Annotated in this window: 2 protein-coding genes; one reads left to right on the top strand and one right to left on the bottom strand. The window is 69.4% G+C overall.

Annotated elements, in window-relative coordinates; all coding sequences use genetic code 11:
• Positions 1-47: 47 nt before the first annotated feature.
• Entirely contained in the window at positions 48-572 is a 525-nt protein-coding gene (locus tag ACFUEL_RS39435) for a peptidylprolyl isomerase (RefSeq protein WP_380243001.1), read from the bottom strand.
• Between the two features lie 169 nt (positions 573-741).
• Between ACFUEL_RS39435 and ACFUEL_RS39440 the strand changes: the two genes are divergently transcribed.
• Positions 742-1,638 (top strand): Bax inhibitor-1/YccA family protein, encoded by an 897-nt coding sequence (locus tag ACFUEL_RS39440; protein WP_380243003.1) that lies wholly within the window; start codon positions 742-744, stop codon positions 1,636-1,638.
• Positions 1,639-1,681 lie beyond the last annotated feature (43 nt).

The following is a 1,681-nucleotide window of genomic DNA, read 5'->3' on the forward strand; positions in this document are numbered from 1 at the left end:
GCCCGCCCCTCGCCGAGGGGCGGGCGGCTTCCGCGCACCGGGCGGCGTCAGCGGGTCTCGACGACGACCTTCTCGATCACCACGTCCTCGACCGGGCGGTCGTTGCGGCCGGTCTCGACAGCCACGATGGAGTCCACCACCTTGCGGCTGGCCTCGTCCGCGACCTCGCCGAAGATGGTGTGCTTGCCGGTCAGCCAGGTGGTCGGGGAGACCGTGACGAAGAACTGCGAACCGTTGGTGCCCGGACCGGCGTTGGCCATCGCCAGCAGGTACGGCTTGGTGAAGGCGAGGTCCGGGTGGAACTCGTCGGCGAACTTGTAGCCGGGCCCGCCGGTGCCGTTGCCCAGCGGGTCGCCGCCCTGGATCATGAAGCCCTCGATGACCCGGTGGAACACCGTGCCGTCGTACAGCGGGTCGTTGCTGGGCTGCCCGGTGCTCGGGTCGGTCCACTGGCGCTCACCCGTCGCCAGCTCCACGAAGTTCTTGACCGTCTTGGGGGCGTGGTTCGGCAGCAGCCGGATCACGATGTCGCCCTTGTTGGTCTTCAGGGTGGCGTACAGTTCCTCGGCCATCGGGGCCGCCTTTCTGGGTATGCGTCAGTTGCGCCCCCCACCCTGCCCCCTGGATGGCCACCCGCGCAGGCGACACGGGATCATCCTCACGACCGACGCGGAATACTTTGCCAAACCATTACTCTTGTGCTCTGTGTGGGTGGTGCCGTGCCGCCCCGGAAGGAATGTGATGAGAAGCAGGAACCCGGTCTTCTCGCGGGAGGGGTCCTTCACCCGCGACCAGCAGTACGCGGGGTTCGGCACGCAGACGGCCGGCCAGCCGGGGCAGCACGCGTACGGGACCCCGTACGCCGGCAGCCCCTACGCGGGCAGCCCGTACGCGGGCCAGCCGTACGCCGACCAGCCGCCGCTGACGGACGACCAGCTCGCCGGCATGTACAACGCGCCGTCCGCCGGACCGCTGCAGACCGGCCGGATGACCATGGACGACGTGGTCGCCCGGACGGCCATGACGCTGCTGACCCTGGTCGCCTTCGGTGCGGTGGCGTGGTTCACCGTGCCGATGGACAACTTCGTCCCGGCGATCGGCGCGGGCCTGGTCGCGATGGTCGTCGGCTTCGTGATCAGCTTCAAGCGCAGCGTCAACCCGGGCCTGATCCTGGCCTACGCGGCGCTGGAGGGCTTCTTCCTCGGCGCGATCAGCAAGGCGTTCGAGACGCTCTGGCCGGGCATCGCGATCCAGGCCGTGCTGGGCACCTCCGCGGTCTTCGCGGCCACGCTGTTCGCCTACAAGAGCGGCCGGATCCGGGTCACCCCCCGGTACACCCGGATCGGCATCTCGATCGCCATCGGCTTCGTCCTGCTGATGCTGGTCAACATGGTGGCGATGGCCTTCGGCGCCGACTTCGGCCTGCGCTCGGGCCCGCTCGGCATCCTGGTCGGCCTGGTCGGCATCGCGCTCGGCGCCTTCTTCCTCACCCTCGACTACGCCGAGATCGAGGAGGGCATCCGGATGGGCGCCCCCGAGAAGGAAGCCTGGCGGGCGGCCTTCGGCCTGACGCTGTCGCTGGTGTGGATCTACATGGAGATGCTGCGCCTGATCGCCATCCTGCGCGGCGACGACTGACCGGCACCCGGCAGGTGAAGCGGCGGGCCCCGGAGGAACGTTC

The sequence above is a fragment of the Kitasatospora sp. NPDC057198 genome (assembly GCF_042670125.1).
Classification (GTDB): Bacteria; Actinomycetota; Actinomycetes; order Streptomycetales; family Streptomycetaceae; genus Kitasatospora.

Coding starts and splice junctions, on each gene's coding strand:
- ACFUEL_RS39435 (WP_380243001.1), bottom strand. CDS start 572: ATGGCCGAGGAACTGTACGCCACCCTGAAGACCAACAAGGGCGACATC.
- ACFUEL_RS39440 (WP_380243003.1), top strand. CDS start 742: ATGAGAAGCAGGAACCCGGTCTTCTCGCGGGAGGGGTCCTTCACCCGC.